We start from the raw sequence: 25,364 nt of genomic DNA, 5'->3' as shown, positions 1-25,364 counted from the left end.
AAGTCCTATAACGCGGCAGCGGTAACAAGACTTGTCTGATAGGATTTCGGCCCCGCACGGAGAAACCTGAATCCAAGTTGATTTTTCACAGGATTTTTACGCGCTTGTGTAGATCTTGTGCGCGCGGGACTTCAGCTAGGCTGATCGCAGTGAGCGCTCTAAAAAAATATTAACGGGGCATGCCTGGGGGCATCGCTTCTTGGGGGATTGATGGATCTTTGGACCGCCGTTCAGGCATTGATACTTGGAGTTGTAGAAGGGCTGACGGAGTTTTTGCCCATTTCCAGTACCGGACACCAGATCATCGTGGCCGATTTGCTCAACTTCGGTGGTGAGCGGGCGATCGCGTTCAACATCATCATCCAGTTGGGCGCGATCCTGGCCGTGGTCTGGGAGTTTCGCCGCAAGATTCTCGACGTGGTGACCGGTTTGCCGACGCAACCCGGCGCCCGGCGCTTTACCGCCAACCTGTTGATTGCCTTCATGCCGGCCGTGGTGCTGGGGGTGATTTTTTCCGATCTGATCCACCATTACCTGTTCAACCCGATTACGGTTGCGGCGGCGTTGGTGGTGGGCGGGATCATCATGTTGTGGGCCGAAAAGCGTCAGCACGAAGTGCACGCCGAAACCGTTGACGACATCACCTGGAAAGATGCACTGAAAGTCGGCTTCGCCCAGTGCCTGGCCATGATTCCAGGCACATCGCGCTCCGGCTCGACGATCATCGGCGGCCTGCTGTTTGGTTTGTCGCGCAAAACGGCGACCGAGTTCTCGTTCTTCCTGGCGATGCCGACCATGGTCGCCGCGGCGGTGTATTCGGGGTTCAAGTATCGCCATCTGTTCGTGCCGGCAGACTTCCCGGTGTTCGCCCTCGGTTTTGTCACCGCGTTTATCTTCGCGATGATCGCGGTCAAGGGCCTGCTCAAGTTCATTGCCACTCACAGTTATGCGGCGTTTGCCTGGTATCGCATCGTGTTCGGCATTGTGATCCTGGCGACCTGGCAGTTCGGTTGGGTCGATTGGGCAGCCGCCAAGCCATGAGCGACTCCAGCGCGCGCAACAGACCCGGACGCGGTTCCGGGGGAGAGACCCGGCATCTTCGGCTGAAATGGCTGGTGTTCGCGGCGGTGTGCGCGCTGCCGCTGTTTGGCTCGATGTCGATGGGGTTGCAGGGGATTTCGCTGATCCCTCTGTCAGCCTACGGGATCGTCAGCGTACTGGCGTTCTTCCTTTATTGGAGCGACAAACGCAAGGCGCAAACCGAACGCTGGCGCACGCCGGAGAACGTCCTGCACGCGGTCGAACTGGCCGGAGGCTGGCCGGGCGCCTTGCTCGCGCAGCAAGTGTTTCGCCACAAGACCCGCAAAATCTCCTACCAGATCCTGTTCTGGCTCATCGTATTGCTGCACCAGGTGTTCTGGATCGACCAGTTATTCCTGGGGGCGCATTTGTTTGCGCTGTTCTAGAGCAGCAGTCCGACCTGGGTGCGCTTGGGCAACTTGCTCACCACCAGTTGGTGGGAACGCTGCAACAAGCCTTGTAGCTCTTCGGCGCTCAGAGGGTAGGGCGTTTCCATGATCACCCACTGGGCTCGCGCCAGATAAGGCGCGGGATGAATGCCCGGGCGGTCGCAATGGCCGAGAAACAGATCCTTGTCGACCTTGAAGGCCAATGAGTCCCCGCGTAGGCCCTGGAGGACGAACATCTTGTTCCCGGCAATCGAAAACACCCGAACGCCGCCCCACTTGTAGTCTTCCCGCGCACCGGGCAGCGCAAGACAGAAGGTCGCGACATCCTCTTCGCTCATGCGCCCAGCCTTCATATCAGTCGGTCCCCACAGGCGTTGAATGATTCGATGAGATGGTCGATCCAGGCGCGCACTGCCGGCATCACGCCGCGCCGATGAGGGTAGACCGCTTGCAGCCAGCCGCCAGGCAGTGACCAGTCGGGCAGCAGTTGCACCAGCGTGCCGTTTTCCAGTTCCTGTTCGCAATACATCATCGGCAGCATCGTAAAGCCCTGGCCAGCCAGGGTGCAGGCCCGGCGCACGATGAAGTCGTCGATGCCCAGTCGCGCCTCGAGCGCCAGATCAACGTTTTTGCCCTGTTGATCGAGCATGCGTATATGCACCATGCGATCGGCTTCCAGTGCACCGAGCACCGGCAAACCCTTGAGGTCCTCGGGATGCGTGATCGCCCGACCGGCAAGGAAGGCCGGGCTGGCCACCAGCAGCATTTGCGCCTGGCGCAGCCGACGCGTGACCAGCAACGGATCTTCATCACCCAGTTCGCGGACCCGCAGGGCGACGTCGACACCCTCGGTCACCAAGTCGACCCGGCGATTCAGCAGCATGACTTCCAATTGAACCTGAGGGTGCTTTTCAAGAAATTTGCTGATCACCATCGGCAACATTTCATGGGCCAGCCCGACGGGGCAGGACACCCGCAGGCGCCCACGCGGTTCGCTGGACATGCTGGCCACCGCTTCATCGGCCATCTCGGCTTCCAGCAACATCGCCTGGCAGTGTCGCAGGTAACGTTCGCCGACGGCCGTCAACTTCAGTTGCCGGGTCGTGCGTTGCAGCAGGCGCGCGCCCAGGCGTTCTTCGAGTTCGGCGATGCGCCGCGACAGTCGCGACTTCGGAATGCCCAGCAAACGCCCGGCCGCCGCGAAGCCACCGGCTTCGACCACCTTGGCAAAATAGTAGAGGTCATTGAGGTCTTGCATGAGGGTGTTGGCTCGATTGTTCTATCAGTAGGACAAACTATCGCATTGTTGCCGACTAATCAGCTATTGGTTTCGCCTGTAGGATTGTTTCCATCAGATCGCCTCGTGGCGGTCCTCACCTGGAGATCCCACATGAAATTGTTGCATATCGATTCGAGCATTCTTGGTGACAACTCGGCTTCCCGTCAGCTGAGCAGTGAAGTCGCTAAAGCCTGGCAAGCCGCCGAGCCGTCTGCCGTCGTGACCTACCGCGACCTGGCTGCCGACGCCATCAGCCACTTCTCCGCCACGACCCTGGTTGCCGCCGGCACCACCGCTGAGTTGCGTAACGCGGCCCAACAGCACGAAGCCGAGCTGAGCGCGTCGACCCTGGCTGAATTCATTGCCGCCGATGCCGTGGTAATCGCCGCACCGATGTACAACTTCACCATCCCGACCCAACTCAAGGCCTGGATCGACCGTATCGCCGTTGCCGGTCAAACCTTCCGCTACACCGAAGCCGGCCCTGAAGGCCTGTGCGGTGGCAAGAAAATCGTGATCGTTTCGACGTCGGGTGGCCTGCATGCTGGCCAGGCGTCCGGCGTTGCTCACGAAGATTACTTGAAACTGGTGTTCGGCTTCCTCGGTGTCACTGACATCGAGATCGTCCGCGCCGAAGGTCTGGCTTACGGTGATGAAGTCCGCACCAAAGCCATGAGCGACGCCCAGGCGAAAATCAGCGAGCAGCTGTTCGCCGCTGCGTAAGGCTTGCGTAAAGAGCTGAATCAGCTCAGGCAAACCACCAAAAAACTCTGTATTCTGATCACGCAAGTGTCAGATACGGAGTTTTTTGTTTCTGGCTATTACATTTTATGGCCCGAGTTATGCAGTAGAGGGTTACCGTCTCCGGTCTAGTAACAAGGTGGGGCATCCCATGGTGCGTCTTTGTGCAAGTTTACTGATTTGCCTGCTCAGCAGCCTGAATTCAGTGCACGCCGCGCCTGCGCCTCCTCCTCACTGGAGCGTCGGCTTCCATGAGATGACTTTTCTCGATCCTCTGGATCTGCAACCGATGCGCGCCATCGCTTTCTATCCCTCCAGCGACCGTGAACACACCAGCAAACTCGAGGGCTATTCGGTCGAAGCCGGTGAAGACACGCGCGTCGCCATCGGTCGCTTCCCGATGTTGATGCTGTCCCACGGCAACACCGGAACCCCGCTGGCCCTGCACGACCTGATGACGTCGCTGGCACGCAAAGGCTTTGTGGTGGTAGCGGTGTTCCATCCTGGTGACAACTCCAAAGACCACAGCCGTCTCGGTACTTTGAGTAACCTTTACGGTCGGCCGATCCAGATTTCCGAAGCGATTACCGCGACCTTGGGCGATCGCATGCTCGCGCCATTCGTCAATGCCGATCAGGTCGGCGTGATCGGTTATTCGGCCGGCGGGGAGACGGCGTTGATCCTGTCTGGAGCCACACCCGACCTGGATCGTCTGCGTCGTTACTGCCAGGAGCGTCCGGATGATCGCGACGCCTGCAACACTCAGGGGGAATTGATTGTCGACCGGGATGACCTGCAACCGGTGGCCGACCCGCGCGTTCACGCGTTGCTGCTGATGGCACCGCTGAGCCTGAAGTTCGGTCGCCACACCTTGGCGGACGTGCATGTCCCGGTGCTGCTTTACAGCGGTGACGGCGACAAGCTGGTGCCGTTCGACAAAAACGCCGCGGCGTTGGCGCGCAAACTGCCGATCGCCCCCGACTTCAAATTGTTGGCCGGGGCAGGGCACTTCGTGTTTATGGCGCCTTGCAACGATGAGCAGATCGTCATCATGCCGGCCCTGTGTACCGATGCCGATGGGGTCGACCGCGAAGACATTCACCGCAATCTGATTTCCGAAGCCGGGCGTTTCTTCTCCCACACCCTGGGCAAATCAACGCGCGCCGGCATGCAAACCGCCGATCAATAAAACCCACGCCGGCCTATAAACCGCCGATCAAAATACCCCACGCCGGCCTATAAACCGCCGATCAAAGTACCCCACGCCGGCCTGTAAACCGCCGATCAAAAAAACGCACATTCCCTGTAGGAGCTGCCGCAGGCTGCGATCTTTTGATCTTGATGTTTGCGATTTAAGCGTACATAAGATCAAAAGATCGCAGCCTGCGGCAGCTCCTACAGGGTTTGCGTGTTCGTGAGTTTCAGGCCATTGCGCGGCGTTTCAGCAGTAAGGTCAGGCCAAGCCCAGTCACCGACAACAACGCCGCACTGAAGAAAATCCACGAGTACCCCAGGTTCAGCGCCACCGCCCCCATCAAAGGCCCGGCAATCGCCAGCGCCAGATCGAAAAACACAGCGTAAGCACTCAAACCCGCGCCGCGACTCGAGTTGGGGACCTGTTTAATCGCCTCAACCCCCAGCGCTGGATACACCAGTGACAAACCAAACCCGGTCAGGCCTGCACCGATCAGCGCATAACCGGTCGAAGGCGCCAGCCACAGCAGCACCAGGCCTACTGTTTCAATGGTCATGCAGGCGATGGCCGAGGTGAAACCACCGAAGCGGCTGATCGCCGAGATGAACAACAGTCGCGACAAAATGAAGCAAATCCCGAAGACCGTCAGGCAATAGGCCGCCCCAGTCCAGCCTCGGCTGACGTAATACAAGGTGATGAAGGTCGTTAGCGTGCCGTAACCGATCGAGGCCAGGCTCAGGCTTGCACCAAACGGCGCAATCCGCTCGAACACCGCCCAGAACGGCAGACGCTCGCCGCGAATCACCGGCACCGACGGTTTGTTACGGATGAGCCACAGCGCGGCCAAGGCCAGCAGCGACAGCGCAATCCCCAGGCTGGCGAAGCCATATTCTGCGACCATCACCACGCCCAGCGGTGCCCCGATTGCGATAGCACCATAAGACGCAATGCCGTTCCACGAAATCGAACGCGCGGTATGTTCCGCACCCACCTGGCCCATGCACCAGCTAATGGTGCCTACGCCGATCAAGCCCTGCGCTATGCCGAGCAACAATCTACCGGCAATCAGGATCAACAGGCTCAGCAGCGGAAAGCTTTGCAGCAAGGTTGAAATCAGCGTCAGCACGCCGCTCAACACAATCCCTGACAGCCCGTAAACGATCGCTCGCTTGGTGCCGATATTGTCCGACATGCGCCCGGCCATCGGGCGGCTGAGGAGGGTGGCCAGGTACTGGGAGCCAATCGTCAGTCCCGCAACAATGGCGCTGAACCCCAGTTGTTCATGGACATACCCCGGCAACACCGCAATCGGCAGGCCGATGCAGAGGAAGGCAATAAAGGTATAGAAAACGATGGAGACGATCTGCAGGGTGATCGCCAGGGAGCTTTGCGGGGGCAGTTGCGGCGCAGACATGTGGGCTCGTTCGCGGGCGGCGGGGGGAGAGCTGCATCATGGCTTGGGCGCGAAATAAAAGGAAGCTGGCTAACGATAAGATCAAAAGATCGCAGCCTGCGGCAGCTCCTACAGTTGGAATGCGTACCCCTGTAGGAGCTGCCGCAGGCTGCGATCTTTTGATCTTAAAAAACAAAAAGCCCCGTCACCAGGACGGGGCTTTCAGTGGCAGCATGCTTATTTAGAACACAACGCCCTGGCTACGCAGGTAATCATCATAAGTACCGCTAAAGTCGATCACGCCGCTAGGGCTCAACTCGATAATGCGGGTCGCCAATGACGATACAAACTCACGGTCATGGCTGACGAAAATCAGCGTGCCCGGGTAGTTCTCCAGCGCCAGGTTCAGCGCCTCGATGGATTCCATGTCCAAGTGGTTGGTCGGTTCGTCCATGATCAACACGTTCGGCTTTTGCAGGATCAGCTTGCCGAACAGCATGCGACCTTGCTCACCACCGGAGATGACCTTGACCGACTTGAGGATCTCGTCGTTGGAAAACAGCATCCGGCCGAGCGTGCCGCGAACGATTTGCTCGCCGCCCTGGGTCCACTGGCCCATCCAGTCGAACAGGTTGCAATCGTCTTCGAAGTCGTGCGCGTGGTCCTGGGCGTAGTAGCCCAGTTCCGCGGCGTCGGTCCACTTCACGGTGCCGGCATCCGGAGTCAGTTCGTTGACCAGGGTGCGCAGCAGAGTGGTTTTACCGATACCGTTCGGGCCGATGATCGCCACGCGCTCGCCCGCTTCAACGACGAAGCTGAAGTCCTTGAACAGCGGCTTGCCGTCGAAGCCTTTCGCCATGCGCTCGACGATGACCGCCTGACGGTGCAGCTTCTTGGTTTGTTCGAAGCGGATGAACGGGCTCACACGGCTCGAAGGCTTGACCTCGGCCAGTTGGATCTTGTCGATCGCCTTGGCGCGGGACGTGGCCTGCTTGGCTTTAGAGGCGTTGGCCGAGAAGCGGCTGACGAACGATTGCAGCTCGGAAATCTGTGCTTTCTTCTTGGCGTTGTCCGACAGCAGCTGCTCGCGGGACTGGGTCGCCACGGTCATGTACTCGTCGTAGTTGCCCGGGAACAGACGCAGCTCGCCGTAATCCAGGTCAGCCATGTGGGTGCACACGCTGTTCAGGAAGTGACGGTCGTGGGAGATGATAATCATCAAGCTGGAGCGCTGGGTCAGAATGTTTTCCAGCCAGCGGATGGTATTGATGTCCAAGTGGTTGGTCGGTTCGTCGAGCAACAGCACTTCAGGATCGGAGAACAGCGCCTGAGCCAGCAATACACGCAGTTTCCAGCCTGGGGACACTTCGCTCATCGGGCCGAAGTGCTGCTCGATGCCGATACCCAGGCCCAGCAACAATTCACCGGCACGGGATTCGGCGGTGTAGCCGTCCATTTCGGCGAACTCGGTTTCCAGTTCGGCAACGGCCATGCCGTCTTCTTCGGTCATTTCCGGCAGCGAGTAGATACGGTCGCGCTCGGCTTTAACCTTCCACAGCTCTTCGTGACCCATGATCACAGTGTCGATCACGGTGAATTCTTCGTAGGCGAACTGGTCCTGGCGCAATTTACCCAGACGCACGTTCGGCTCGAGCATGACCTGGCCGCCGGAAGGCTCGAGGTCGCCACCGAGGATTTTCATGAAAGTCGACTTGCCGCAACCGTTGGCGCCGATCAAGCCGTAGCGGTTGCCCGCGCCGAATTTCACCGAAACGTTTTCGAATAGCGGCTTGGCGCCGAACTGCATCGTGATGTTAGCTGTAGAGATCAAAGGTTTTTCCTGCGAAGCATTCAGAGTAGCTAGGGTTGCGGCAGTACCGATTCAGTACCCGTTTCCGGTATTCAAACCACGGGAAATTCATCCCGGTCAGAAGCGGAAGGTCCATCTGGCAATAAGTGGACAGCAGCAGTTGGAGCGCTTGGCCCGAGTCGAAGTGCGCTGAGACGGGGTTCATTCCCGTCATCAACCAAGGGGGGCGCGTAATGTTTGGCGGCGATTGTACTGGTCTGGCTCTTTAAACGATAGGGCGTTGAGGCCGCACGGACACTTTGGCGGTATCAGCGGACAGATTTTCACACCTGAATGCTAACCATTTGTTACAAACAGTGGCTAAAATGCCAGTTAACCGGATGCCGACAGGCATGAACGCAGTTTGTTCACCTCTGAAGTGTGACGATTTCCGTGAAGCTGATTATTGCCGCTGTATATGTCGTATCCATTGCGTACGTCCACCTGCGGGGTCGGGTACGCCATAAACTGGGACGCCAACTGAGCGATCACTCGACGTTCCTGGCGCCGGTCAATTGCTTCCTTTATCTGTTCTCGAAAATCCCCAACAAGCCTTACCTCGATCCGGTTGATTTCCCGGACCTGAGTCCGTTGCAGGCTAATTGGCAAGAAATTCGCGCCGAAGGCCAGAACCTGCTGAAGGCCGGGGAGATCAAGCGCTCGAACCAGTACGATGACGTCGGCTTCAACTCATTCTTCAAGACCGGATGGAAGCGTTTCTATCTGAAGTGGTATGGCGACAGTCATCCTTCGGCCATGAAACTCTGCCCGCGCACCACCGAACTGGTGCAGAGCATCGGTTCGATCAAGGCGGCGATGTTCGCCGAACTGCCACCAGGCTCCAAACTGGTGCGTCATCGTGATCCGTATGCGGGCTCCTATCGCTATCATCTGGGGCTCGAAACGCCCAACGATGCCGGTTGCTACATCAACGTCGATGGCGAAAATTATCATTGGCGAGACGGTGAAGCGGTGATGTTCGACGAGACCTTCATTCATTACGCCGAAAACACCACCAGTCAGAACCGCATCATTCTGTTCTGCGACATCGAGCGGCCGATGAAGTATCGCTGGGCGGCGGCGTTCAATGGCTGGTTCAGCCGTAACGTGGTGTCGGCGGCGGGCGCGCCGAACGATGCGGGCGACAAGACGGGCGGCATCAACCGTTTGTTCGCCAAAATCTACAAGATTCGCTTGCGCGGCAAGGCGCTGAAGAAGACTAACCGCAAACTCTACTACCTGGAGAAATGGGCGATTTTTGGTGGGTTGCTGGCGATTTTTGTGCTGATGTAGGAGCTGCCGAAGGCTGCGATCTTTTGATCTTGCCTTTAAAAACCAAAATCAAGATCAAAGATCGCAGCCTTCGGCAGCCCCTACAGGGGACGAGAATCATTAATCAGCCACGAGAGCTCTTCGTGGCTTTTTTGTTTGCGGCGGGTTTGGCTGCCGGCTTGGTTTTAGCGGTACTCTTGCCACCAAGGCTACGTTTAAGCAATTCAGTCAAATCAATAACATCCGCCGTCTTACGCTCCTCTTCACCCGTCGCCGTTTCCACATCCTCGATCTTGCCTTCATTGGCCTTCTTCTCGACCAGCGCCATGATCTTGTCTTCAAAGCTGTCGCGGTAGTCCTCGGGCTTCCAGTCGGCGCTCATGTCTTCCACCAGCCGTTTGGCCATGTCCAGTTCGCCCTTGGCCAGTTCCGGTTTCGTCACTTCGCTGCCTAACTCTAGCGTGTCTAGGCTGCGCACCTCGGCGGGCCAGCGCAGCATCACCAGCACCATGGCCGACTCCAGCGGCATCAGCGCGGCCAGGTGTTGACGGGTATGCAAGACCACATGGGCGAGGGCGACCTTGTTGGTTTTGCTGAGGGTCTCGCGCAACAGCGCATAGACCTTGCCGCCGCGCTTGTCCGGCGCGAGGTAGTAGGGCGTGTCGATGTTTTGCAGGGGGATTTGCTCACTGTCGACAAAGGCAAAGATGTCGATGGTTTGCGTGGACAGCGGGTGCGCCGACTTGATTTCGTCTTCGCTGAGCACCACGTAGCGCCCCTTCTCGTATTGCACGCCTTTGACGATGTGCTCCTTGGTGACTTCCTTGCCGGTGACCTTATTGATGCGTTTGTAGCCGACCGGGTCCATGCTGCGGTTGTCGAGCCAGTCGAAATCCACCCCTTGGGAAGACGTCGCCGAGACCAGCGCCACAGGGATGTGCACCAGGCCGAAACTGATTGCGCCTTTCCAGATTGCCCTTGCCATGGTCGTCTACTCGCGAGTGATGATCAGGTGACCTGTGGCCCCGCGCAAAAGTTTCAGTGGTGTGTGGCCGAGCCCTGGCGGGGGATCAACTTGGTGTTACATCTTGCCGGGAAGGTTTTGGTTAACAAAACCGAACCCTGGGCGTAGCGTGCTATCGAAGGGTGCATTCACGTAGAGAGGCTGCCTATGAACCGATTAGTGCTAGGTATCATCGCGATAGCCTTGACTGGCGTGGTGAGCGACCTCGCCCAGGCTGAGGTCTCATCGCCGGCATTCCCCTTGCTGGCCCAAAGTCCGACGGGCGCCACCACCAATCCTTACAACAGCCCGATTCGCCGGGCAAACCCCAACAGCATGCAAGGCACGCAACCCAGTGCTCCAGTCATCCGTGGGCCCAACACGGTGCCGGTTCCCCGGCCGCCGACCCTCGACAACGGCGGCGTAGGCAACCGCTATCCGCAAGACCGGCCGGCGCCGGTCAGCCCACCCAAGTTCATACCTAGTCCACCCCCACGCGATGCGGACACCAACCGTTGAGCGGCAGGATTGAGATCCTGCCAGCCATTCAGACGACAAAAGGAATCGTGCATGTTGCGTAAAACCCTCCTGGCGACGGTCTGTGTCTGTGCGCTGTTCACCGCCGGCGGGCCCGTTTTTGCGGCGCCTGCACACGCACTGGAAAGCGAGCAGGGCACCCTTGAGGTCATACCGCTCGCGAAGGGGCTGGACCACCCTTGGGCGCTGGCGTTTCTGCCCGATCGAAAAGAGATGCTGGTGACCGAACGGCCCGGCAACCTGCGCGTGGTCAGTGCCGATGGCAAACTCTCGGCGCCGCTCAGTGGCGTGCCGAAGGTCTGGGCCAAGGGCCAGGGCGGTTTGCTGGATGTGGTGTTGTCACCCGACTTCAAACAGGACCGCACGGTGTATCTGTCATATGCCGAAGGCGGTGGCGCGGGCGACGAGGCTGGCACGGCGGTCGGCCGTGGGCAGCTGTCAGAAGACCTGAGCGCCTTGAAGAATTTCAAAGTGATCTTCCGTCAGGAACCCAAGCTTTCCGTCGGTAACCACTTCGGTTCGCGCCTGGTGTTCGACCGCGATGGCTATCTGTTCATCACCCTGGGCGAGAACAATGACCGGCCGACCGCCCAGGACCTGGACAAGCTGCAAGGCAAAATTGTACGAATCTATCCGGACGGCAAAGTGCCCGACGACAATCCCTTTGTCGGTCAATCCGGCGTACGGCCGGAAATCTGGTCCTATGGCCACCGTAACCCGCAAGGCGCGGCACTCAATCCCTGGACCGGCACCCTCTGGGAAAACGAGCATGGCCCCCTTGGCGGCGATGAAATCAACATCATCGAGCGTGGCAAGAATTACGGTTGGCCGCTGGCAACCCACGGCCTGAACTATTCCGGCCAACCGATTCCGGAAGCCAACGGCAAGACCGCCGAAGGCACGGTCGCGCCGCACCATGTCTGGGAAAAATCCCCTGGCCTGAGTGGCATGGCGTTCTACGACGCTGACCGCTTCAAGGTTTGGCAACACAACGTGTTTATCGGGGCGCTGGTGAGTCAGGAGCTGATTCGCTTGCAGTTCGATGGTGACAGGGTTGTTCACGAAGAGCGGTTGATGGGCGAACTCAACCAGCGCATTCGCGATGTGCGGCAGGGGCCGGACGGGTATTTGTATGTGCTCACCGATGAGGACGACGGCACGTTGTACAAGGTCGGCCTGAAGTAACACAAAACCTTGTAGGAGCTGCCGCAGGCTGCGATCTTTTGCCTTTAAAAGATCAAAAGATCGCAGCCTGCGGCAGCTCCTACAGGGAGTGTCACGCTCGGGCATACAGAACCACCGCCGCCCGCAACTTGCCTCGTCCGAAGCTGCACATCTTGTCGAATTCCCCATGGCTGACCGGCAAATGCTGGCAATCCATGGGCTGGCGATGTTGGCTATGGTCGACATCCGGGTCGTGCAGGTATACAAACTCTTCATCGCAATCGGTGACGATCACCCAATGCGGCGATTTGGAGCGGGTCAGTCGATAGCTGCTGATCAGCACCAACGGCTGCCCGCCGTCGGCCAGCAACCGTGGTAAATCCAGCGGCCCACCGATCACCTGTTCGACGTCAGTGGCGAGCAACTGCGCCGTGAACTCCTCGTGCACCAGACGCATTACGTCTTTTTTATGCTCATCGCGCACGCCATCCAGAAACAGAGGGCCGGCCATGCTCACTTGCAGTCGTACGCGAAATCCTCGTCGCGACGCCGACAGCGCCAGGCCCTGAGGGCTGCAACCGCCGTGGCCCGAGGTCATGAAAACGGTGGTCGCCTCACGCCAGATCTGCAGTTCTTCGCGGCGTTCCAGCACGCGATCCTGTTGCAGTGCGCCCATCGCCATCAACAGGCAGGCCGGGCCGCAGGTGAAGTCGGTGGTCTGCGGGTAGTAAGGCACTTTGATGTTGCGCGAATCGCGGTGCTGGAGGATGCGTTTTTCCAGGCGCAGCGCATCCGCATGGTCCTCGTAATAGTCGTGAACCAGCGCAAATCGCCGATACCCGTTGCGCTCATACAGGGCAATCGCCGCCGGATTGTCGGTACGCACCTCCAGCCGCAGGTAAGCGCAATCGTGCTCCAGCGCGCAGGCCTCGATGCGTTGGAGCAGTTGCTTGCCCAGCCCGATGCCGCGAGCCTGGGTGCCGATGGCAATCGAGTAAAGTCGCGCCAGTGAGGTGCCCCGGTGAAACAGCACCACCGCGTAACCGACCAACTCCTCGCCACGCTGGGCCACCAGCAATTGCCCATGAGCCCGAGTCATCATCCATAAAAAGCTCCGACTGTTAAGCCGGTCCGTGGTGAAACATTGCTGTTCAAGTTCCAGCAGGGCCGCCAAGTCCTCAACGACCGCCAGGCGAAAAACCAGATTCATATGACCACCGTAAAAGTTACGTAACGAAACGGGACTTTCGAAAAAGTTCGTGCTTAATAGGAAAGGTCTTGTTCTCCAACGGATCAATCACTATGTCAGCGGTACAGGGTCATTGGCGCGAAGTATCCGAGCAAACTTCGCCGGCGGCAACGTTTTTAAATGATGCAGTTAGAACGTCAAGTCAGTTGATTATAATCGTCGAGCGTAAAGAAGACTGGACCTCCTACTTCCCCAGCGAAGACATCGTCAGCGCCCAGGAATACCTCGAACAAACCCGCGACAACGAGCAGGGCAAGCGGGTCCAGGTGATCAACCTGTGCCGCAGCTACAAGTACCTGGGGCACGGTTATTATTGTTCGCTGCTGGCCGAGGCGCGTGGGCACAAGGTTATTCCGTCGGTGCGAACCATTAGCGAGCTGACCCGAAAATCCCTGTACGGCCTGGCCCTCGATGATCTGGATAAAACCCTGGAAAAAGCCCTCAGTCATCATCTTTACAGCGATACCGAAGGCTTTACCTTGACGCTCTACTTTGGCAAAACCCATATCGAGCCGCTGCAGGATCTGGCGCGGCAGTTATTTGAAGTATTTCCATGTCCAATATTGTTAGTAGAGTTTCGACGAACTAACGGCTGGCACATTGAAGGAATAAAGTCCGGCGCCTTGCACAAGTTGCGTGAGGATCAGGAAGATCAGTTCGCCCACTCGCTCGACAGTTTCAGTCGCAAGATCTGGCGCCTGCCGCGTTCCCGGCGCCTGGCCCGCTATGACCTGGCAATTCTGCACGACCCCCAGGAAGCGTTGCCGCCTTCCAATGCCAAGGCGCTGGACAATTTCGTACGGGTTGGCAAGACGCTGGGCATCGACGTGGAGCTGATCGAGCGCAAGGATTACGCGCGCATTGCCGAATACGACGGGCTGCTGATCCGCGAGACCACAAGCGTCGACAACCATACCTACCGCTTCGCCAAGAAAGCTGAGAGCGAAGGGCTGGTGGTGATGGACGACCCGACCTCCATCCTGCGTTGCACCAACAAGGTCTACCTGACCGACCTGCTCAAAAGCCATCAACTGGGCATGCCCGCCACTGAAATTCTTTACAAGGAACGACCGGAAGACTTCGAACGCGTCGGCGAGCGCCTGGGTTTTCCGCTGGTGCTGAAGATTCCCGACGGCTGTTTCTCCCGTGGGGTGATCAAGGTCGAAAGTCAGCAAGCCTTGCTGGAAGCCACGGCCGAGTTGTTTGAACATTCGGTGTTGTTGCTGGCCCAGGAGTTTTTCTACACCGAGTATGACTGGCGCATCGGCGTACTCAACCGCAAACCGATTTTTGCCTGCCAGTACTTCATGTCCAAGGGCCATTGGCAGATTTACAACCACAAGGCCAAAGGCCAGGACATCAATGGCGAATGCCGCACCCTGGCGGTACACGAAGCGCCGCGCGCGGTGGTCGATCTGGCCGTGAAGACGGCCAACCTGATCGGTGATGGCCTGTACGGGGTCGACCTCAAGCAATCCGGTGACAAAGTGGTGGTGATCGAGGTCAACGACAACCCGAACATGGACGCCGGTATCGAAGACGCTTACTTGCAGGACGATCTGTATTCACTGGTGCTGGAAGAGTTCGTCCGTCGGCTGGAACTCAAGCGCCGCGGCCAGGCCTGGTGAACGGCCGATGATCAAAAGCTTTGAACTGACCCATGGCGCCCTGCACAAGGTTGAACGGCTGGACGCCGAAGTGATGCTGTTCAGCAACCCCGATGCGGCCGAGCGCGACTTGCTGCACAGCCACTTCAAGCTCGATGAACATGCGCTGGCCTCGGCCCTGGACCCGGACGAGGTGTCGCGCATCGAGTTTCACCCCGACAATTTGTTCCTGATCTGGAAGCGTCCGGAGAACTATTCCGGCGGTGGCAGCCTGGCGTTTGAAGTGTCGTCCTGCGGTTTGCTGTTTTGTGCGGAGCGCTTGCTGGTGATCGCCACCGACGATACGCCGCTGCACGGGCTCGGCACCCGGCAGCGCTTGAACACGCCGCTGGATGTGTTGCTCGATGTGCTGTTCAACAACATCCATCACTACCTGGGCCACCTCAAGGTGATCAAGCTGGTTGCACGGGAGTTGCAGCAGAAATTCAACGCGTCGATGCAGAACCAGCACCTGATCCAGATGTTCAACCTCAGCGAAAGCCTGATCTATTACATCAACGCCATTCACAGCAACGGCGCGGTACTGACCCGGCTGCGCAACCACGCAGAAAAGCAGCACTTCAGCGCCGAAGCCATCGGCCTGATCGACGACCTGATCATCGAAAACAACCAGTGTTACAAACAGGCGGAAATCTACTCCACGGTGTTCTCCGGGCTGATCGACGCCCGGGGCAACCTGATGAACAACAGCATGAACAACCTGCTGCGCAAACTGACGCTGATCAACGTGGTATTCCTGCCACTGAACCTGATTGCGAGCATCGGCGGCATGTCCGAGTTCAGCATGATGACGGCGGGTACGCCGTGGTGGGTGTCGTACCCGTTGTTTCTCACGGCGATGATGCTGGGGGCGGGGGTGATGGTGTTAGGGCTCAGGCGGTTGGCGAAGTGATGTGTTGAAAGTCAGGCCGCCTTCGCGAGCAGGCTCGCTCCCACAGTTGTCACGCATTCCCCTGTGGGAGCGGGCTTGCTCGCGAAAGCTATTTCAATAACCCTGCAAGTTTCGAATCAAACCGTTTGTTTAGCGACGACAGATTTTTTCCGATCTTGCAAACCCCGAACCACCAGATACAACAACGGCCCAATCGACACAAAAATCGCGGTGAGCAAAAGGTAAGGCATGACGGACAATGCCGACTGCCCGCGCTTGCGCGCTTCGCTGTACATCCACACCCCCGCCAGTGTCGCCAACAGGTAAAGGTCAATCACCACCTGCGCGGTATCCGGCCGCGACATCAGGCTGATGCCGAACTCCATCAACGACTGTTCGGCCTGAAGCATCACTGAAGCGGTGTAGCCAGCAAAGGCGAGGAGGGCAATCAGGGGCAGGGCGACAGATTTCATGGTGTCCTTCCTTGGGACAATGGGCGGAATCGCCAGCCTACAGAGCGTGAGGAAATTTGACCATTGACTTGCCATCAACGCCCGGCTAATTTCCAGCTGCCAGCAAAGCATTATTACCGCCATTCCTTATTTGGCGGGCTAGCTCACGACTGCAGCACTCAACCCGCCCTAGAGGCGGGTTTTTACTTTCTGTCTCATGTGTTTACTACACGGCCCCTGTAGGAGCTGCCGCAGGCTGCGATCTTTTGCCCTTAAAGATCAAAAGATCGCAGCCTTCGGCAGCTCCTACATCGGGCGTGTACTACAGGAGATATCCATGAGCACCGCGACCACCCAGCAGGCCTTGCTCGAGCACTACGTCAAAAAGATCCTCGCCGCGCCGGTGTACGAACTGGCGGTGCGCACGCCGTTGCAAGCGGCGCCGGCAATGCGGCGCACTGGCATGAGGTCAGTTCACCGGAAGCCGATCAGCCACCCAATCCCCTGTGGGAGCGGGCAAGCCCGCTCCCACAGATTTTGCATGCACCCGAGTTATTGCTGAACGGCTTTTTCGATTTTGCTGGACGCCGACCAGATCCGGTAACGCACCTCAACATCCTTCGGCACATACAGCACGATCGGCAGTTTGCTGTTGTAACGCAGCATGAATCCGTCACCGACCACCGGCACGAAGTCCTGTTTACTCTTGCCATCCGGGCAGGCCATCAGTGTACTCATCGGACCGATGACTTTTTCCAGGCGGTAGAACGGGTAGCCCCAGCCCTCCAGGTTCTTCTCCTCGAGAATCCCGCCCAGGCGCTGACGATTGCAGTCAACCGCCAGGGTTTTACCGGCCAGGATCTCGACCTGGAAGCTGTCTTCCGGAGTCTGCGGGGGCACTTGAATGACTTGGCGGGTAAAACCGCTTTCGGCCTTGGGATATGGCGCCACTGTCTCGAGTTTCGCGGCATGAGCGAGGGTGGACAGCCCGAAAACAATCAGCCCAACGGTCGTGTTAAAGGTCGTAGAACCCATGAAGCCTCCTTGCGTGTGAGTGGGGTCAGCGGATACTGAACAGAGCGACGGCATTCTTGCTGCCATCCGTCGCTAATGCAAATTGCAGCGGCAATCCGGGGGGTTCTTGCAATTTGCATGAGGCCGTCTGCTGGAAGTTTCGCTAAACCGTTGATTTACCGATGAGCTGCACGGCGAAATTCAAGGCATGTTTTATGCTGTAGTGGTCCTTAAGCTGACCGGCGTTTTCAGAGCCAGCGTTGATCTTTTTTGGCAATCTCACATAAAGGAGAGGGTCGCCATGTTTCTGTCTGCCTTGGAACTTCGCAATATCATTGAACGCAGTTTCCTGCCTAGACGCTGCCTGTGCACGCTATCGCCTGACCTGTCGATGACTGTAAAAGTGTATGCCGAGGGTGTAACCGATCACCTTGATCTGATGGTAACCGGCATCGACGCCCAACGACTGAACAGTTGTCGGGAAATTCAAGAACTGCTTGCCGAGCTGCGTTTGGACATGGAAGCGCAGCATCGTGCGAGTGTTCAGCCTTTGCACTTGGACAGAACCGCGCCTTAGCTCGCGGTTTCCAATTCTTGTGATACGCGCCGGGTCTGGAAAAATGCCAGGCCCAGCATTAGCTCGACCCCGACCGCCAACAAAATGCCCGGTCCGGCATGGCCATTGAGCCATTCGCCGAAACCCAATGCTGCCAACCCCCAGCAGCCGGCGACGAATCCATGACTCACTGCGCTGCGAGTCACCGAAGGCGCTTCGTTTCTAACCCCATAAAAAATCACGCTCAAAGCCGCGAACAAAACCGCGCTGCGCCGGGCAACCAAACCCGTCGCGGTCGAGTACTCAATGCTCCAGATCGCCAGCAGCCAGTCGGGCATAAAACCCCAGACCAGGGCCAGTAGAAAACACAGGGTGGCGGTAAAGGTCGACAACGTACGAAACGATAACTGCATGGCTAATCCTTGCGGCAGTGAGGGAAGGCGCTAGAGCATAGCGCCAGATCCCTCCGAGGAATACCGCCAAGGATTACTTCAGACTTTTCCGTCAGTTTTGTAGGCTGCAGGCGTCGGAAAGTTTTCGATAGGATATTTCTGCAGGCTTGCCCGTGTTGTCGATGTACTTCATGTCAGCCGTCACCACTTTGCAATCCAGGGTCGTGGGTTCAGTCAGTGACACGACCTTGGCCACATGCAGTGGCATGCCGTAGTGATAAGGCACGGCTTGAGAGGCTGTGTCGTTGGCCTGGGCCAGCCCGGCAAAGCCTATGCAGGCGAGGGCGGCAGTAACCAGCAATGTGCGCTTGTTCATGAACGTTCTCCGATGCGGACGGGAAGTCAGCTCGACGTCGTGGACGTCGAACCTGCCGCACTGGGCGTCAGAGGAACCTGAGGGCGTGCGGTCCAGTAAAGTTTTGGACCGCAGGATTAATCGAAGGTTAACGCGGCTGAATGCCGCCTGTCGTGAAGGGCGATTCTGTCAGGCACCGAAGCCAACCCGCAAGACTTCCTCGAAGCCGCCCTCCAACGCCTCCGCGCCTCCAGCGAATTACTTGAAACACTCCACCTCCAATGCTTCAAGGACGGTGACGTGCAGGACATTCCCCACATCACCCATGCGCTTTACCTGCTGACTCAGGGCGGTTGCGACATGCTGAAGGTCGCTCAGCAACGGATGTTGGGTTGGAAGAAGCCTGTCTGACGCCACAGCTCTGTAGGAGCGAGCTTGCTCGCGATGGACGTCAACGATTACGCGTATTTACTGAATAAACGCGCCGCTCTTGAATCCTTCGCGAGCAAGCTCGCTCCTACAATTTTAAGCGTACCTATAACCCTTAGCCGTTGCATTGGAAGATCTATGAAAATTGTTGGCGCGCCTTTTTTGTCTTCTGCGGCCTTCCAGGCGTTAATGGCGCGGAAGATAATTCCTGTAGGAGCTGCCGAAGGCTGCGATCTTTTGATCTTGCTTTTAAGGGGCAAGATCAAAAGATCGCAGCCTGCGGCAGCTCCTACAGGAGGTGTATCAGGGGGTCAGGTGAGTTGGTGGCGGTAGGGCAAATCCGGCCCGTTTTTGCTGCACGTCAGCGCCGCTGCCTGCACCGCGAATTTCAACATGCCTTCGATCTGTTCGCGCTCCAGCGCTTGCACACCCTCGACCGAATCCAGCTGCCGCTCGGTCAACCAGGTAATCAGCGCTGCCTGGAACGTATCGCCAGCACCTACGGTATCGGCGATTTTCACCGAACTGGCTGGCACCGACCACGAACCATGGGCACGGCTGAACACCGTCGCGCCTTCGCCGCCACGGGTCAAGAACACCAACTGACAGCGATGCTGCAACCAGCCTTCGATCACGCGCTGCGGGTCCTGCTCGGGATACAACAGACTCAAATCCTCGTCGCTGACTTTGATCAGGTCGGCCAACTCCACCAACGTGGCAACGCGCGAGCGCCACAGGTCGATGTTCGGTTCAGGATTAAGCCGCACGTTCGGGTCCAGGCTGATCAGCCGTTTGCCACTCTCGCGCTGCACCAGAGCCAGCAGCGTATCGGCAATCGGCTGCACCACCAGCGAAAACGAGCCGACGTGCAAACCGCGCACCTCTGGGCCAAGCTGCGGCAGATGCTCCGGTTTCAACTGCCGATCCGCACAGCCTTCGCCACGGAAGCTGTAATGCGGTGAACCATTGGCGCCGACCGCGACCATCGCCAGGGTCGTGGGTGCAGCGAAATCCACAAGGTAATCCGCGCGCACACCTTCGTCCTGCAATACCTGTTGCAAGCGGCGCCCGAGGTAGTCGGTGGACAAACCGGCAAACAGCGCCGAGTCCACGCCCAAGCGGCGCAAACCCACCGCGACGTTGAAGGGCGAGCCACCGGCAATCGCCTTGAAATTCACTTTTGAAGCCAGGCCGCTGGCGTCGTCTTCACTGAAGAAATCGAACAGCGCTTCGCCACACACCAGATACATAATTGTTCACTCTTTAAAGGGTTGCGACATGCAGTTGATAGCGCTCATAGGCCTGCTGACAGACCGCTACATTATCTGCGATCGGCAGTGTTTCGCTGGCCAGGTCGAGCTTGACGCAACGCTCGCACAGATCCGCCAGGCTGTCTTCCTGTCCGTTTGCCCAGGACGTGCACCACGCGGCCTGAATCGCTGCGCCGAGGGCGGCGGCTTCGCTTTGTTCGGTGCAAATAACCGGCGTGTTCATGATGTCGGCGACTATTTGCCGCCATACCGGGCTTTTCGAGCCGCCGCCGATCAAACAAATACTGCGGCTTTGTAAGCCATTCTGCCGTAGCAGGTCCAGCCCATAACGCAGGCCGAAGGTGGTGCCCTCGACCACGGCACGGCACAGGTTGGCGCGGGTCAGGTTGGTCATCGTCAAGCCCAGCAGGCTGCCAGTGGCATGAGGCAGGGCGGGCACGCGCTCGCCGTTGAGGAATGGCAGCATGCACACGCCTTCGGCACCGATTGGCGCTTGGGCGACCAGTTCGTTAAAGGGCTCGATGTTCAGCTCGAACAATTCGCGAATCACCCCGGTGGCGTTGGTCAGGTTCATGGTGCAGATCAGCGGCAGCCAGCCACCGCTGGAAGAACAGAAGGTCGCGACCGACGCATCCGGGCTGACTTTAGGCTGGTCGGCATAAGCGTAAACCGTCCCCGAAGAGCCGAGGCTCATGGTGATGGCGCCGGGCCGGATATTGCCGGTGCCAATGGCGCCCATCATGTTGTCACCACCGCCGCTGGACACCAGCGCTTGCGGGTTGATGCCCAAGTGTTCGGCGATGCTCGGCAGGAGCGTGCCGACCGCCTGATGGGCATCGATCAGTTCCGGCAACGCGGCTTGCAAGCGGCCGGTGGAATCGATGTCGCGCAGCAGCTGCAAGTCCCATTGGCGCGTGCGCACGTTGAAATAACCGGTGCCTGAGGCATCGCCGTATTCGCTGCAACAGCGGCCGGTCAGCCAGTAGTTGAGGTAGTCGTGCGGCAGAAGGATACGGGCGATTCGGGAAAACACCTCGGGATGCTGCTCTTTGGTCCAGAGCAGTTTTGAAACGGTGTAGCCCGGCGCGATGACCACGCCGAGGCGTTCGAGCGAGCCTTTTTCGCCGCCCAGATGCGCCAGCAGGCGCTCGTTTTCCGGGGTGGATTCGGTGTCGCACCAGAGCTTGGCGGGGCGCAGCACTTGGCCTTGATCGTCGACCAGGACCAGGCCGTGTTGCTGACCGGAGACGCCGATGCCGAGGATGTACTGGCCATCGACGTTGGCGGCGAGCAGGGCGCGGCGGGTGGCCAGGGCGAAGGCTTCAAGCCACTGATGGGTGTCTTGCTCGCGACGGCCATTGGCGCCGCTGATGAGAGAATGCGCGGCGGCGCCCTGGCTGAGGACTTGGCCGTTTTGGGCATCGAGGATGATGGCTTTGGTGCCTTGGGTACCGCAGTCGATGCCCAGGAATAATTGTTGGTTTGCCATGGGAGGTCCTTGGTGTGTCAGGTCGATCTCAGTGAAGCCATTCGCGGGCAAGCCTCGCTCCTACAAGATTGGTGTCGTGGATCGACGTTGACTCTGTAGGAGCGAGGCTTGCCCGCGAAGACGGCGGCGAATTCACCGATGCATTTAAGCCAATACCCGCTCCAACGTCCGCGTCACGCCCACATCCCGCAGGCTATTGCAGCACCACTCGAACGCCGCCACAAACTCCGGCGAACGCGGAATTGCCGTGCCAAAAATCTCCTCGACCTCCAGCAAACGCTGGGTGATCAACACATCATCCGCCACCAACGCCTGACAGAACGCCGCCCGCGGATCAGGAATGCTAAAGGTGTCGCCATTCTCATCCACGCCCTTCAAATACAAAGCCCAGGCCGCCACCACCAGAGCCGCTCGCTTGGTTTCACGACCGTCCGCAATCAAGCGGTTGATCGTCGGCACGGTGAACTTGGGAAACTTCGACGACCCATCGGAACACACACGTTCCAGTTGGTCGGCAATCGCCTGGTTAGAGAAGCGATCCACGAGCGTGTCCTTGTACTGCGTCAGGTCGATCCCCGGAACGGATGACAGTTGTGGCGTCACATCCAGGTCCATGTAGGCGCGCATATAACGCACAAACAGCGGATCGTTCATGGTCTCGTGCACGAAGCGGTAACCCTTCAAAAACCCCAGGTACGTCAGGGCCAGATGGCTGCCGTTGAGCAGTTTGATTTTCATCTCTTCATAGGGCGTGACGTCGTCGGTGAATTGCACGCCGACCTTTTCCCAGGCGGGGCGACCGTTGACGAATTTATCTTCCAGCACCCATTGCACAAACGGCTCGCAGACCACCGGCCAGGTGTCGTCGACCGCATGTTTGTCGTGCAATTGCAGCTTGTGTTCCGTGCTGGTCATCGGCGTGATGCGGTCGACCATGGCGTTGGGGAAACTGACGTGGGCGGCGATCCAGTCCCGAAGGTCGGCATCACGCAGCGCGGCAAACGCGAGCAAGGCTTTGCGGGTGACAGCGCCGTTGTGTGGCAGGTTATCGCAGGACATCAAGGTGAACGCTGGCGTGCCGGTAGCACGGCGTTTGGCCAGCGCGGCACAGAGGAAGCCGAACACGGTTTTCGGTGTGTCCGGGTGCGCCAGGTCGTGCTGGATTTGTGGCAAGTGCGCCATGAACTCGCCATTGCTGTCGTCGATGCAGTAACCGCCCTCGGTGATGGTCAGCGAGACAATGCGGATCTGCGGGCTGGCCAGTTTGTCGATCAACGCGCTCGCGCCATCTTCGGCCAGCAGCATGTCGCGGATCGCGCCGATGACCCGGACTTCGGTGTCGTCGGTATCGCCGAGTTCAAACAGGGTGAACAGGTAATCCTGCTCCTTCAGATCGTCACGTGCGCGGCGGTCCTCGGTGCGCAGGCCCACGCCGCAAATCGCCCAGTCCAGGCCTTCCCCGGTATTCATCAAGGCGTCGGTGTAATACGCCTGATGGGCGCGGTGAAAACCGCCGACGCCGATGTGGGCGATGCCTTGGCGCGTGTCGCTCAGGGCGTAGGCGGGCAATGCGACTTCGGCGGCGAGGTGGTGGAGGTTCTGTTTATTGAGTTTCATCACAAGCTCTCGAAATCAGGCCGCGGCGCGCAATGGGCGGGTGAGCGCCACGCCGTCGGCATCGAATAAATGGCAGTGTTCGGCGTCCAGGTGCAGGCTCAAGGCCTCACCGTAACGGCTCGCCAGATCGCCGCGAACACGCAGGGTCAGTGCTTCGCCGGAGGCCGTCACCACGTGGCAGAAGGTGTCGCTGCCCAGGCGTTCGCTGACGTCGGCGGTGACTTGCAGCGTGCAATCACCGGTTTGCGCCAGTTCCAGATGTTCCGGACGAATACCCAGGGTCACTGCGCCACCGACGTTAAGGTTGGCGCCGGTCAGCGGCAAGGTGATGCGGGTGCCGGCGTCGAGCAGCACTTCGCAGCTTTGGCTTTCGACACGGGTGACTTTGCCCTTGAGGAAACCCATTTTCGGCGTGCCCAGAAAGCCTGCGACAAACAGATTGGCCGGCTGGTGATACAGGTCCAGCGGCGAGCCGACCTGTTCGATTTTGCCACCGTTGAGCACCACGACTTTGTCGGCCATGGTCATGGCTTCGACCTGATCGTGGGTCACGTAGATCATGGTCGCTTGCAGGTCTTTGTGCAGTCGCAACAGTTCCAGGCGCATCTGTACGCGCAGGGCGGCATCGAGGTTGGACAAGGGTTCGTCGAACAGGAAGATTTTCGGGTTGCGCACGATGGCCCGGCCGATGGCCACGCGTTGACGCTGGCCGCCAGACAGTTGCTTGGGCTTGCGCTCGAGCATCGGCCCGAGTTCAAGAATGCGCGCGGCTTCACCGACTTTTTTCTCGACTTCGGCTTTTGGTACGCCGGCCAGATCAAGGGCAAACGACATGTTTTTGCGCACGCTCATGTGCGGGTACAGGGCGTAGGTCTGGAACACCATCGCCAGGTCACGCTTGGCCGGGCTGACTTCGGTGATGTCGCGGCCATCCAGTTCGATGGTGCCGCCGCTGACTTCTTCGAGGCCGGCGATCAGGCGCAGCAGGGTGGATTTGCCGCAGCCCGACGGGCCGACGAAGACCACGAATTCCTTGTCGTTCACTTCGAGGTCGATGCCTTTGATGATGGAAAAGCCTTCGAAGCCTTTTTGCAGATTCTTGATTTTCAGGTTGGCCATGGTGATGGGCCTCCGGTTGTTATTTTTAAGATCAAAAGATCGCAGCCTGCGGCAGCTCCTACAGGGATCGTGTTCGGCACGGCGATCCGTGTGAACGCCAGGTCCGGTGTAGGAGCTGCCGAAGGCTGCGATCTTTTGCTTTTGATTCATTTCACGGCGCCGAACGACAGGCCACGGACCAGTTGTTTTTGGCTGATCCAGCCGAAGATCAGGATCGGCGCGCAAGCCAGGGTGGACACCGCCGATAACTTGGCCCAGAACAGACCTTCGGGGCTTGAGTAGGAGGCGATCAACGCGGTCAGTGGCGCGGCTTTCGACGACGTCAGGTTCAGCGACCAGAACGCCTCGTTCCAGCACAGGATCAACGACAGCAACACCGTGGACGCCAGGCCCCCCTTGGCAATCGGGAGCAGCACCCGGACCATTTCCTGCCACAACGTGGCGCCGTCCAGACGCGCGGCTTCGAGGATGTCTTTCGGGATGTCCTTGAAGTAGGTGTAAATCATCCAGACCACGATCGGCAGGTTGATCAGCGTGTAAATCACGATCAGGGCGATGCGCGTATCCAGCAGGCCGAAACTCTTGGCCAGCAGGTAGATCGGCATCAGCACCCCCACCGGCGGCAGCATTTTGGTGGAGAGCATCCACAGCAGCGTGCCCTTGGTGCGTTGGGTTTCGTAGAACGCCATCGAGTAGGCCGCCGGCACCGCGATCAGCAGGCAAAGCGCCGTGGCGCTGAACGAAATCACCACCGAGTTCCAGGCAAAACTGAAGTAGTCGCTGCGCTCGTTGATGTGCAGGTAGTTCTCCAGGGTCGGGGTGAAGATGAACTGCGGCGGGGTGGCGAAGGCGTCGATTTCGGTCTTGAAACTGGTCAGCACCATCCAGAAGATCGGGAAGAAAATCAGGATCGCGATGGCCCAGGCCAGGGTGCCGAGCAGCAGGCTTTGCAGGCGACGGGATTGTTGAAGGGTCATGGCG

General features: G+C 58.7%; 25 protein-coding genes and 2 pseudogenes. 12 read left to right on the top strand and 15 right to left on the bottom strand.

From position 1 onward, the window contains the following. Positions 1 to 210: 210 nt before the first annotated feature. Together ACA052_RS15545 and ACA052_RS15540 are read left to right on the top strand one after the other, a co-directional pair. Positions 211 to 1,041 (top strand): undecaprenyl-diphosphate phosphatase, encoded by an 831-nt coding sequence (locus ACA052_RS15545; protein WP_497645670.1) that lies wholly within the window; start codon positions 211 to 213, stop codon positions 1,039 to 1,041. Further along, positions 1,038 to 1,466 carry a DUF1294 domain-containing protein gene (locus ACA052_RS15540; protein ID WP_497645669.1) on the top strand — a complete coding sequence of 143 codons (429 nt, stop codon included), beginning with the start codon at positions 1,038 to 1,040 and terminating at the stop codon, positions 1,464 to 1,466. The genes ACA052_RS15545 and ACA052_RS15540 overlap by 4 nt, the downstream gene beginning before the upstream one ends. Here the strand turns inward: ACA052_RS15540 and ACA052_RS15535 are convergent. Further along, positions 1,463 to 1,822 carry an MmcQ/YjbR family DNA-binding protein gene (locus ACA052_RS15535; RefSeq protein ID WP_497645668.1) on the bottom strand — a complete coding sequence of 120 codons (360 nt, stop codon included), beginning with the start codon at positions 1,820 to 1,822 and terminating at the stop codon, positions 1,463 to 1,465. The genes ACA052_RS15540 and ACA052_RS15535 overlap by 4 nt on opposite strands. Further along, positions 1,819 to 2,727, bottom strand: a complete 909-nt coding sequence (locus ACA052_RS15530) for a LysR substrate-binding domain-containing protein (RefSeq protein ID WP_497645667.1) — start codon at positions 2,725 to 2,727, stop codon at positions 1,819 to 1,821. The genes ACA052_RS15535 and ACA052_RS15530 overlap by 4 nt, the downstream gene beginning before the upstream one ends. Before the next feature lie 132 nt (positions 2,728 to 2,859). Between ACA052_RS15530 and ACA052_RS15525 the strand changes: the two genes are divergently transcribed. Together ACA052_RS15525 and ACA052_RS15520 are read left to right on the top strand one after the other, a co-directional pair. Further along, positions 2,860 to 3,471, top strand: coding sequence for an FMN-dependent NADH-azoreductase (locus ACA052_RS15525; protein WP_497645666.1), 612 nt, complete (start codon positions 2,860 to 2,862; stop codon positions 3,469 to 3,471). A 169-nt stretch (positions 3,472 to 3,640) separates the two neighbouring features. Next, positions 3,641 to 4,678 carry an alpha/beta hydrolase family protein gene (locus ACA052_RS15520; protein ID WP_497645665.1) on the top strand — a complete coding sequence of 346 codons (1,038 nt, stop codon included), beginning with the start codon at positions 3,641 to 3,643 and terminating at the stop codon, positions 4,676 to 4,678. Positions 4,679 to 4,910: 232 nt separating this feature from the next. On the opposite strand, the gene ACA052_RS15515 is transcribed toward ACA052_RS15520, so the two are convergent. Further along, entirely contained in the window at positions 4,911 to 6,098 is a 1,188-nt protein-coding gene (locus ACA052_RS15515) for an MFS transporter (protein WP_497645664.1), read from the bottom strand. Between the two features lie 220 nt (positions 6,099 to 6,318). After that, complete coding sequence (locus ACA052_RS15510; protein WP_109630940.1) at positions 6,319 to 7,908, bottom strand: ABC-F family ATPase; 1,590 nt, start codon at positions 7,906 to 7,908, stop codon at positions 6,319 to 6,321. Positions 7,909 to 8,319: 411 nt separating this feature from the next. Here ACA052_RS15510 and lpxO point away from each other — a divergent pair, with 411 nt between their 5' ends. Then, entirely contained in the window at positions 8,320 to 9,219 is a 900-nt protein-coding gene (lpxO, locus tag ACA052_RS15505) for a lipid A hydroxylase LpxO (protein WP_497645663.1), read from the top strand. 103 nt (positions 9,220 to 9,322) lie between these two features. On the opposite strand, the gene ku is transcribed toward lpxO, so the two are convergent. Then, positions 9,323 to 10,183, bottom strand: coding sequence for a non-homologous end joining protein Ku (gene ku, locus ACA052_RS15500; RefSeq protein WP_497645662.1), 861 nt, complete (start codon positions 10,181 to 10,183; stop codon positions 9,323 to 9,325). A gap of 186 nt (positions 10,184 to 10,369) precedes the next feature. Between ku and ACA052_RS15495 the strand changes: the two genes are divergently transcribed. Next, entirely contained in the window at positions 10,370 to 10,720 is a 351-nt protein-coding gene (locus ACA052_RS15495) for a hypothetical protein (protein ID WP_497645661.1), read from the top strand. 51 nt (positions 10,721 to 10,771) lie between these two features. Beyond that, complete coding sequence (locus tag ACA052_RS15490) at positions 10,772 to 11,923, top strand: PQQ-dependent sugar dehydrogenase (RefSeq protein ID WP_497645660.1); 1,152 nt, start codon at positions 10,772 to 10,774, stop codon at positions 11,921 to 11,923. Between the two features lie 91 nt (positions 11,924 to 12,014). Here ACA052_RS15490 and rimI read toward each other — a convergent pair whose 3' ends face one another. Next, positions 12,015 to 13,112, bottom strand: a complete 1,098-nt coding sequence (gene rimI, locus ACA052_RS15485) for a ribosomal protein S18-alanine N-acetyltransferase (protein ID WP_497645659.1) — start codon at positions 13,110 to 13,112, stop codon at positions 12,015 to 12,017. A gap of 92 nt (positions 13,113 to 13,204) precedes the next feature. On the opposite strand from rimI, the gene ACA052_RS15480 reads away from it, so the two are divergent. After that, the gene (locus ACA052_RS15480) at positions 13,205 to 14,779 is read left to right on the top strand and encodes a RimK family ATP-grasp domain-containing protein (RefSeq protein ID WP_497645658.1); all 1,575 of its coding nucleotides are present in this window, start codon (positions 13,205 to 13,207) and stop codon (positions 14,777 to 14,779) included. A gap of 7 nt (positions 14,780 to 14,786) precedes the next feature. Continuing rightward, positions 14,787 to 15,710 carry a magnesium transporter CorA family protein gene (locus ACA052_RS15475; protein WP_497645657.1) on the top strand — a complete coding sequence of 308 codons (924 nt, stop codon included), beginning with the start codon at positions 14,787 to 14,789 and terminating at the stop codon, positions 15,708 to 15,710. Positions 15,711 to 15,826: 116 nt separating this feature from the next. Here the strand turns inward: ACA052_RS15475 and ACA052_RS15470 are convergent, their stop codons facing one another. Next, a complete protein-coding gene (locus ACA052_RS15470; RefSeq protein ID WP_497650332.1) occupies positions 15,827 to 16,162 on the bottom strand; it encodes a DUF2834 domain-containing protein in 336 nt (111 codons plus the stop codon). A 316-nt stretch (positions 16,163 to 16,478) separates the two neighbouring features. Between ACA052_RS15470 and ACA052_RS15465 the strand changes: the two are divergent. Beyond that, a pseudogene (locus ACA052_RS15465) lies at positions 16,479 to 16,592 on the top strand (threonine ammonia-lyase, biosynthetic); the annotation flags it as partial. A gap of 101 nt (positions 16,593 to 16,693) precedes the next feature. Here ACA052_RS15465 and eco read toward each other — a convergent pair. Beyond that, the gene (eco, locus tag ACA052_RS15460; RefSeq protein ID WP_497645656.1) at positions 16,694 to 17,176 is read right to left on the bottom strand and encodes a serine protease inhibitor ecotin; all 483 of its coding nucleotides are present in this window, start codon (positions 17,174 to 17,176) and stop codon (positions 16,694 to 16,696) included. Positions 17,177 to 17,456: 280 nt separating this feature from the next. Between eco and ACA052_RS15455 the strand changes: the two genes are divergently transcribed. After that, on the top strand, positions 17,457 to 17,732 hold the full coding sequence (locus ACA052_RS15455; RefSeq protein WP_497645655.1) for a DUF1652 domain-containing protein: 276 nt from the start codon (positions 17,457 to 17,459) through the stop codon (positions 17,730 to 17,732). Here ACA052_RS15455 and ACA052_RS15450 read toward each other — a convergent pair. Further along, positions 17,729 to 18,124 (bottom strand): hypothetical protein, encoded by a 396-nt coding sequence (locus ACA052_RS15450; protein ID WP_497645654.1) that lies wholly within the window; start codon positions 18,122 to 18,124, stop codon positions 17,729 to 17,731. The two genes, ACA052_RS15455 and ACA052_RS15450, sit on opposite strands and share 4 nt — an antisense overlap. Positions 18,125 to 18,215: 91 nt before the next feature. Next, positions 18,216 to 18,479: a DUF2790 domain-containing protein gene (locus tag ACA052_RS15445; RefSeq protein WP_497645653.1), complete on the bottom strand. Its 264-nt coding sequence runs from the start codon at positions 18,477 to 18,479 to the stop codon at positions 18,216 to 18,218. 162 nt (positions 18,480 to 18,641) lie between these two features. On the opposite strand from ACA052_RS15445, the pseudogene ACA052_RS15440 reads away from it, so the two are divergent. After that, positions 18,642 to 18,869 (top strand): annotated as a pseudogene (locus tag ACA052_RS15440) (hypothetical protein); the annotation flags it as partial. Between the two features lie 329 nt (positions 18,870 to 19,198). Here ACA052_RS15440 and ACA052_RS15435 read toward each other — a convergent pair. The 5 genes from ACA052_RS15435 to ACA052_RS15415 all read right to left on the bottom strand — a co-directional run bounded on the left by ACA052_RS15435 (position 19,199) and on the right by ACA052_RS15415 (position 25,360). Continuing rightward, positions 19,199 to 20,137, bottom strand: coding sequence for a carbohydrate kinase family protein (locus tag ACA052_RS15435; protein ID WP_497645652.1), 939 nt, complete (start codon positions 20,135 to 20,137; stop codon positions 19,199 to 19,201). Between the two features lie 13 nt (positions 20,138 to 20,150). Then, the gene (xylB, locus tag ACA052_RS15430; protein ID WP_497645651.1) at positions 20,151 to 21,647 is read right to left on the bottom strand and encodes a xylulokinase; all 1,497 of its coding nucleotides are present in this window, start codon (positions 21,645 to 21,647) and stop codon (positions 20,151 to 20,153) included. A gap of 144 nt (positions 21,648 to 21,791) precedes the next feature. Then, the gene (locus tag ACA052_RS15425) at positions 21,792 to 23,264 is read right to left on the bottom strand and encodes a mannitol dehydrogenase family protein (protein WP_497645650.1); all 1,473 of its coding nucleotides are present in this window, start codon (positions 23,262 to 23,264) and stop codon (positions 21,792 to 21,794) included. Between the two features lie 15 nt (positions 23,265 to 23,279). Continuing rightward, positions 23,280 to 24,383 carry an ABC transporter ATP-binding protein gene (locus ACA052_RS15420; protein WP_497645649.1) on the bottom strand — a complete coding sequence of 368 codons (1,104 nt, stop codon included), beginning with the start codon at positions 24,381 to 24,383 and terminating at the stop codon, positions 23,280 to 23,282. A 146-nt stretch (positions 24,384 to 24,529) separates the two neighbouring features. After that, positions 24,530 to 25,360 (bottom strand): carbohydrate ABC transporter permease, encoded by an 831-nt coding sequence (locus tag ACA052_RS15415; protein WP_007936731.1) that lies wholly within the window; start codon positions 25,358 to 25,360, stop codon positions 24,530 to 24,532. Positions 25,361 to 25,364: the final 4 nt, after the last annotated feature.

Source organism: Pseudomonas sp. LBUM1644, assembly GCF_059716195.1.
The sequence above is the reverse complement of the archived record's forward strand: the minus strand, read 5'-3'. Positions and strand labels throughout refer to the sequence as shown.